General features: G+C 48.7%; 6 protein-coding genes. 1 reads left to right on the forward strand and 5 read right to left on the reverse strand.

What is annotated here, in order from left to right:
* Positions 1–756: 756 nt before the first annotated feature.
* From EO98_RS13315 to EO98_RS13335, 5 genes are all read right to left on the reverse strand, one after another.
* Complete coding sequence (locus EO98_RS13315; protein ID WP_048138781.1) at positions 757–1,185, reverse strand: ester cyclase; 429 nt, start codon at positions 1,183–1,185, stop codon at positions 757–759.
* A gap of 95 nt (positions 1,186–1,280) precedes the next feature.
* The gene (locus EO98_RS13320; RefSeq protein WP_082098612.1) at positions 1,281–2,030 is read right to left on the reverse strand and encodes an ABC transporter ATP-binding protein; all 750 of its coding nucleotides are present in this window, start codon (positions 2,028–2,030) and stop codon (positions 1,281–1,283) included.
* A 15-nt stretch (positions 2,031–2,045) separates the two neighbouring features.
* A complete protein-coding gene (locus tag EO98_RS13325) occupies positions 2,046–3,251 on the reverse strand; it encodes an ABC transporter permease (protein ID WP_048138780.1) in 1,206 nt (401 codons plus the stop codon).
* Positions 3,252–3,307: 56 nt separating this feature from the next.
* Positions 3,308–4,606 carry a COG1361 S-layer family protein gene (locus tag EO98_RS13330; protein ID WP_235283504.1) on the reverse strand — a complete coding sequence of 433 codons (1,299 nt, stop codon included), beginning with the start codon at positions 4,604–4,606 and terminating at the stop codon, positions 3,308–3,310.
* Between the two features lie 171 nt (positions 4,607–4,777).
* Positions 4,778–6,145 (reverse strand): sodium:alanine symporter family protein, encoded by a 1,368-nt coding sequence (locus EO98_RS13335; RefSeq protein WP_052734461.1) that lies wholly within the window; start codon positions 6,143–6,145, stop codon positions 4,778–4,780.
* Between the two features lie 230 nt (positions 6,146–6,375).
* Here EO98_RS13335 and EO98_RS13340 point away from each other — a divergent pair, with 230 nt between their 5' ends.
* Positions 6,376–6,813, forward strand: coding sequence for an ACT domain-containing protein (locus EO98_RS13340; RefSeq protein WP_048138779.1), 438 nt, complete (start codon positions 6,376–6,378; stop codon positions 6,811–6,813).
* Positions 6,814–6,873 lie beyond the last annotated feature (60 nt).

Consider the following 6,873-nt stretch of genomic DNA (forward strand, 5'->3'; position numbering starts at 1 on the left):
GACACCTACTCAGGAAAATGAGATATGATTTCTGCGCCGTAAAGTCTGAGAAATACTTCCCTTGACCCTGCAAACCGCTTTTAAATTCAGATATTAAAGTACCCCCGTCAGCTTGTCTGGCGGCCCGTCGAAAAAAAAGAAGCAGAAAGAAAAAGTCTGAAAAAGAGGCAGAAAGAAAAAGTCTGAAAAAGAGGCAGAAATAAGTAAAAATAGATGCGGAAAAAAGTATTTTTCAGGTATAATTTAATTATGTTTTGTTTGCACCCTTTCAGGTTTTCTGGTTGCTTTTACTTGTTTGGTTGTTTTTACTTGTTTGGTTGTTTTTACTTGTTTGGTTGTTTTTACTTGTTTGTCTCTCAACGGCTCCCAATTTTCTCTTACTTTCTGGCTTTTTTCTCTTTTTTTGCAAGACCGCTCTCCTGCGTCGAGCGTGACAGGAACGATCCGGTACAGTGAATAAGGTTGCACGGGTCAGAGAAATCGTAATTTACTCCGCTTGAACGAGCGAAACTCACTATTATAACCTATAAATTAGCCTTCTTGGACGAAATTCACTGCTAAAACCCCTAAATTATTCCTCTTGAGCGTAGCGAAAAGGACGCCGTCCTCCCGAGACGGGACTCGGGCAGCAAAGAGGATTATAGGCTTGTGGGCAAGCGCCCGAATAACAGAAACCAGCTGTTGCTGACCCCCTTTCATTTTGGAGAGAAAATGCTTCAACCCCAACGGCAGTCAGCATCGCAGAGGTAATGGCATTTAACTCTGGTCTCCAGGCATAGGAAAGATTCCTAACTGCTGCATCAGACCTAAAAGGTTAGCCTCAGCCCATAGCTCAGTAATCTTACCGTCCTTAATTCGAAAGATCTCTATGCCAGTCATGGTTATCGGTTTGCTTGTAGCCGGTAAACCCATGAAATTGCCTTTATGTATTCCGTGAGCTGTAAAGCGAGCAACTACTTTATCACCCTCGGCAACCATGTATTCAATTGTAACATTGAGATGCTCAAAGGCTGCCCTGCACGTGGTAATTGTTTCATTCATCCCTTCGATTCCCGGAGATGCAGGAAGAGGTGCATGCATAAAGAAATTAGCTGATAGTAACTCATCAGCAGCACTCAAATTTCCCTTAGATGGTCCTTCTTCAAAGAATCGGCTAACTATTGCTTTGTTTTCTTCTGTAAACATTTTTTCCTCACTTTTTTAAATACAAGGGTAATATCGACTCAGTTTCAATATCCAATGATAATTCCAAAAAATACTGATTGTACACTATACACTATTTATTGCTCTAACATCCCGTCCTTTAACCTGATCACCCTGTCAGTATATGCAGCGTGCCAGTCTTCATGTGTGACCATTACGATCGTTTGCCCCAATTCTGTGTTAAATTTCTTGAAAAGGTCCAGAACTTCCTTTGAGGTCTGAGAGTCCAGGTTGGCGCAGGGTTCGTCTGCAAAAAGGACTCTAGGGGAATGGGCAAGGGCGCGGGCAATAGAGACCCGCTGCTGCTGGCCGCCGCTCATTTTGGAGGGGAGCTGGGAAAGGCGATCGCCGAGGCCTACGGCCGTCAGGATTTCGGCGGCTGAGGATTCGTATTCTGCTTTACTTTTTCCCTGCATCATTAGGGAGATGTAAACGTTTTCAGAGGCGGTAAGTTCGGGCAGGAGGGCATAGTCCTGAAAGACGTAACCCAGGTTGTAGAGGCGGAATTTACCTTTTTCCCTGTCAGAAAGGGTAGAGGTATCGATGCTGTCAATGATGACCTTGCCGGAGGTGGGAGTGTCCAGGATTCCAAGCTGGTTTAAGAGCGTAGTCTTCCCCGAGCCGCTCGGCCCCATGATGGCAACAAATTCCCCGCGGCGGATGCTGACGGTTACTCCCCTGAGGGCCCGGACTTCCACCTCCCCCATTTTGAAGGTGCGGAAGATGTTGATGCCTTCTACAATGGCATCGAATTTTGTTCCGGAGATCCCGGCTCCGGATTCAGTTTCCCTTCCGATTTCGATTCTTTCTTCGCTCTGGGTTTCCATTTTTTCAGTTCCTCCTTATTTCTCCCAGATCAATTCCAGGAGGCCTTTGTTTGCCAGTTTGTATGCGGGGATCACGGAGCCTATCACCGAAGCCATGAAGAGGAGGACAGCGCGATTTACGGCTTCCAGGTCGTCCAGCTCCAGGCTGATGGCTCCAACAGGGACCTGTACGGGGTTGGCGACGGTGTAGGGGACGATTCCGTAGTGCATAAGGATGTAACCGAGGATCACACCTGCACCTGCGTAGAGCATGGCCTGAAGGACGAAGGAGGCTATGATAACGTTTTGTTCGATCCCTATGGCTTTCTGGACGCCGATCTGACGTTTTTTGTTTACGATGTTTACGTAAATGACCACGAAGATGATCACAAAAGCAATCAGCAATCCGATTGCATTCATGATGTTCCTCACCATGCCAAGCGTGCCTTCGATCAAACTCAGGAGGCCTGCAAACTCCCTCCAGGTACGGACATTTTCCCTGACTCCGAGGGAGATTAGCTTTTCCCGGGTTACTGCTTCGTCCGTGCCTTCGGTGGTCCTGACGGCTATCTCCTGGGCAAGGTCCCTATCCTGTACGCCGAGCATCTCTTCCATATCGGCCCTGCTGATATAGGCGGCCGAATCTATCATGAAATAGAGGGTGCTGTAGATCCCCTTAACCCGGAACTCCTTTGTTCTGCCCTGAATTGTGACTTCTACGGTGTCTCCGACTTCCACGCCGCCCAGGGAACGGGAGTCCATCAGAGCTCCAAAGCCGCCCGAGATTTCCCTGCCCAGGATAATCTCACCCCTATCGGGTTTGCTTAAAAATTCCCCGCTTAACATGGTGCTCTCAAGCCCCGTAACAAAACTTTCGTCCGTCGGGTCCACCCCGTATACCGTGGCACCCATCTCTTTTTCCTTGTAGCGGAAGGCGCCGGAGGCTTTCAGGCGGGCGGAAGTGCCGGTGACTTCAGATAGGCTCTCAATCTTCTTCTGGAGGGCTGACGCAGCTTCAATATACCTTTCCTCTTCCTTTGGCTCTATGACTACGTTTCCGGTCTGAAAGTCCACCAGCAATTTGTTGAACTGGACCGTAACTCCTGCTAACATGCTCGAAAAAAGCACAAGCTGTACAAAGATCAGGGTCAGCACGAAGATCGTAAAGATCGTGATCCCCTTATTGCCCCTTCTTATGGAGCGGCCGGCAAGGAAGAAGGAGACTTTCGCTTTTTCAAGCATAATCAGGCGTCCTACTTGGGTTATTTTGCTTCTGGATTTATTTATAGATGTGATCTTTAGAGCTTGCCTTTCTTTTTCATGTAGAAAACTGCGGCTGCAAGAATAAGGGCTGCTCCCAGCACAAGGGGGATAATGCTCCCCTCCTGTCTGTCCACACTGAAGGTCAGGTCCTCACTTAGCTGATGTTTTCCAAAGTCATCTTCGTATTCCACAAGCAGAGTCACTTCCTGGTCTCCTGCTTTTTCCGGAATGAAAGTAAAGACTGCCGGGGCGTCATCGTCCTTTTTCAGGCGTCCCAGGAAAGCTTCTGTGCTTCCCGAGCCTTCAAGCCCATCAAGACTGGCTTTCACGAAGCGGGCTTCCCCTTCCCCAACGTTTTCAAGCTTGAGGATCATGGAAACCTTCTGTCCCTTCACCGGCATTTGGGGATCGAATTTCAGGCTCGCAATGTTAATTTTCGCCTGGTTCAGCACGTTGACCCCTATTTCCTGGGCCTTGTTGATCTGGAAATCCCCGGCTTCATTTGAAGCTGTTATCCGGAGGGGGATTTTGTAGGGCTGCACCTCTGCGTTGCTGCCTAAAAGGAGTTTGAAAGACAGGTTCTCAGAACTTCCGGCTTTCAGGGACTCAAAGAACTGGACATTGTCTTCCAGGGGGATAATGGGGGAAGATCCGTTGAAGTCCAGGATAACCCTTACGTTTTTTGCATTTCCATTCCCTGAGTTCTTAACCGTCGTCCGGAGGTAGAATGCCTGTCCCGGGATCAGGGCGTCAACAGAAGCATTCCCTCCGTTTGCCGGAGTGATTACAGTCCCCATGAGTACAATATCGGGGTTTCCTTCCACCCTGATCGGAATCCTTTTCGAAAAGCTCACCCCGTCCCCATCTGCTATGGTGAACTCAAGCTGGCGGACTCCCGACGTTGCCCTTTCGTCCACCCTGAAGTGGAAGTTAAGCTCGACTTTTGCTCGCTGCCTTATCTGTTCAATTTGAAAGATGCGCTCGGTGTTCGTCCCGGAACCGTAAACCTCTGAGGTGCTGTACTTAAAAATAAAGGGGTCCAGTTCCTCAATTCCTATTTTCACGTTTTCGGCAGGGTCGTTTCCGGTATTTTCGATGTTGATTTTTATGAGCAGGTCTTCTCCGGGCCTGGCAGGGTTAGGAGTTATTTCCGATACATACACCTCAAGATGGGTATTTCCGGAAACTACACCCGCAGAAGCTGTGGGAGTCAGGAGAGCGGTAATTATCAATATGGCCGCAATAAAATGGAAGGCGGCTGCAGGGGAGGTAGCTGTTTTAATACATCTCTTTTTCACAGCCCTGGAATTTGTTTCTTGATGGGTGGACTTCATGGGTAACAATCCTTTTCTGGACAGGTGATTTTTATGTAATAATCCGCAGGAAGGGCTTATAACCGTTACACTTTATTTGCAACCTTCATCAGGTTGTATTCTTCCCTGCCCCGTCCGAACTTCAGGTCTCATGTTCAGGCGGCGTGATATCGGTTTTCAGCTCTCGGGTCCTCAACTCAGGGCTTCAAAATACTTCCTGGTCTCGGCTACAACGACCTTTCTCAACGCAAGGAGGGCTATCAGGTTCGGGATAGCCATCAGCCCGTTTACGATGTCTGCCAAGACCCAGATGATGTCAAGGGTCAGGAAGGCTCCTGAGGCAACAATGAGGATGTAAAGAATCTTGTATGGAAGAATCCCCCTGACCCCGAAGAGGAATTCCGTGCAGCGTTCCCCGTAATAGTTCCATCCTATAATGGTTGTGAAGGCAAAGAAGATCAGGCCCAGAGTCACGATGTAGCTTCCGAGGTCTGAAAGCACGGTTGAAAAAGCGTAGCTGGTCATGTAGGCTCCAGCAAGGTCCCCTGTCCAGGAATCCGTCATGATCAGCACAGTTCCGGTCATGAGGCAGACGACGATCGTATCGAAAAAGGTCCCTGTCATGGAGATTAAGCCCTGTTTTGCCGGTTCTTTGACCCTGGCGGCTGCAGCTGCAATGGGCGTACTCCCGAGTCCCGCTTCGTTTGAAAAGATCCCACGGGCAATTCCCATCCGGATTGCAAGCATCACACCGGCTCCAAGGAAGCCGCCCCTGGCTGCGGTTTCTGTAAAGGCGGAATTGAGGATCAGAGAAAAGGTTGCAGGGATTTTGTCAAGGTTCAGCCCGATAATAATCAGACAGCCCAGCACATACGCAATTGCCATGAAAGGCACCATTAACTGGGCTACGGCTGCAATCCTCCTGATCCCGCCAAGCGTCACAAAAGCTACAAGCAGGCTCAGCACGGCTGCACTCAGGACTTCGGGGATATCAAAGGCGATCCGGGCCGAGTCCACGATGGCATTTACCTGAGGAAAGGTCCCTATCCCGAAAAGGGCCACATTTACCCCGAAGATGGCAAAAAGAGGAGCAAGAATTTTGCTGTACTTTTTATGACCCAGCCCGTTTTTAATATAGTACATCGGCCCTCCTGACATCTGCCCGTTTGCGTCAACTGTCCTGTATTTGACTGCCAGGAGGGCTTCGGAATACATGGTAGCCATCCCGAAAAAAGCCGCAAGAAACATCCAGAAAAGAGCTCCGGGCCCCCCGGTCTTGATTGCAGTTGCAACCCCCACGATGTTTCCGGTCCCGATCGTTGCCGAAAGTGCAGTACTGAGCGCAGCAAAGCTTGAGACGTCCCCCAGAACTCCCGCCTCAAATTTTCTTGAATTCAGGACATATTTGAGAGCAAGCGGCAGTTTGAAGACCTGGATCAACCCCAGGCCCATGGTCAGGAAAATCCCCGTCCCCACCAGCAAAATCAGAAGGGGTGGCCCCCAGACAAATCCGTCGATCCCCGTCAAAACTTTAAGTATATCGATACCCAGCAGTTCCATTCAAGCCAGCCCCGGTTAGAAATAAAGCTTAAAAGATAAAGATCAAAAGATAAAGAAACGGATTTAACTAAGTATTTGTTCGCGGTTGGTCTTAAATATTGATGTTGGCGCTTCCTGAGATAAGAATAATAATTCCTGGAGCCTGGAGTGCTAAATGGAACAGAAATCCAGACCAGGACCATAGTCTGAGGTAAAATGTCTTAATAGAAAAGACAAAAGAGGAATCCTGTATGAAGCAAAATAAACTCACTTTAAGTGTCCTTGAAGGCAGGTTTGGAATCTGCAAGCTGGAAACAGGCTCTGAAATTCCTGAATGGGTGTATGGAAGCAGTTTCTTATCGATTACGCAAACCCCTGAAGAGCTCTCGGTCGTCTGCCAGGAAAGAAGTATCCCTGAAAATATTCCTGCAGGTGCCCTGGTTGAAAAGGGATGGAGCTGCCTGAAAGTTGAAGGGCCTCTGGACTTCGGACTGACAGGAATCCTTGCAGGAATCAGCGGGGTTCTGGCTGAGCAGGACATCAGTATATTTGCAGTCTCAACATATGATACTGATTACATCCTGGTAAGGGAAACATACATGGAAAATGCAACAAGAGCCCTTGAGGAAGTCGGTTATGACATCCTGAAGTCAACTACCCCTGAGCTAAAGACTCAGGGGCTTGTCTAACAAGCCCTGGTTGACCAGATCACCGATTAGGAGCAACGGAAAATCGGTAAACGATAGGAA

Source organism: Methanosarcina sp. 2.H.T.1A.6 (assembly GCF_000979455.1).
GTDB lineage: Archaea > Halobacteriota > Methanosarcinia > Methanosarcinales > Methanosarcinaceae > Methanosarcina.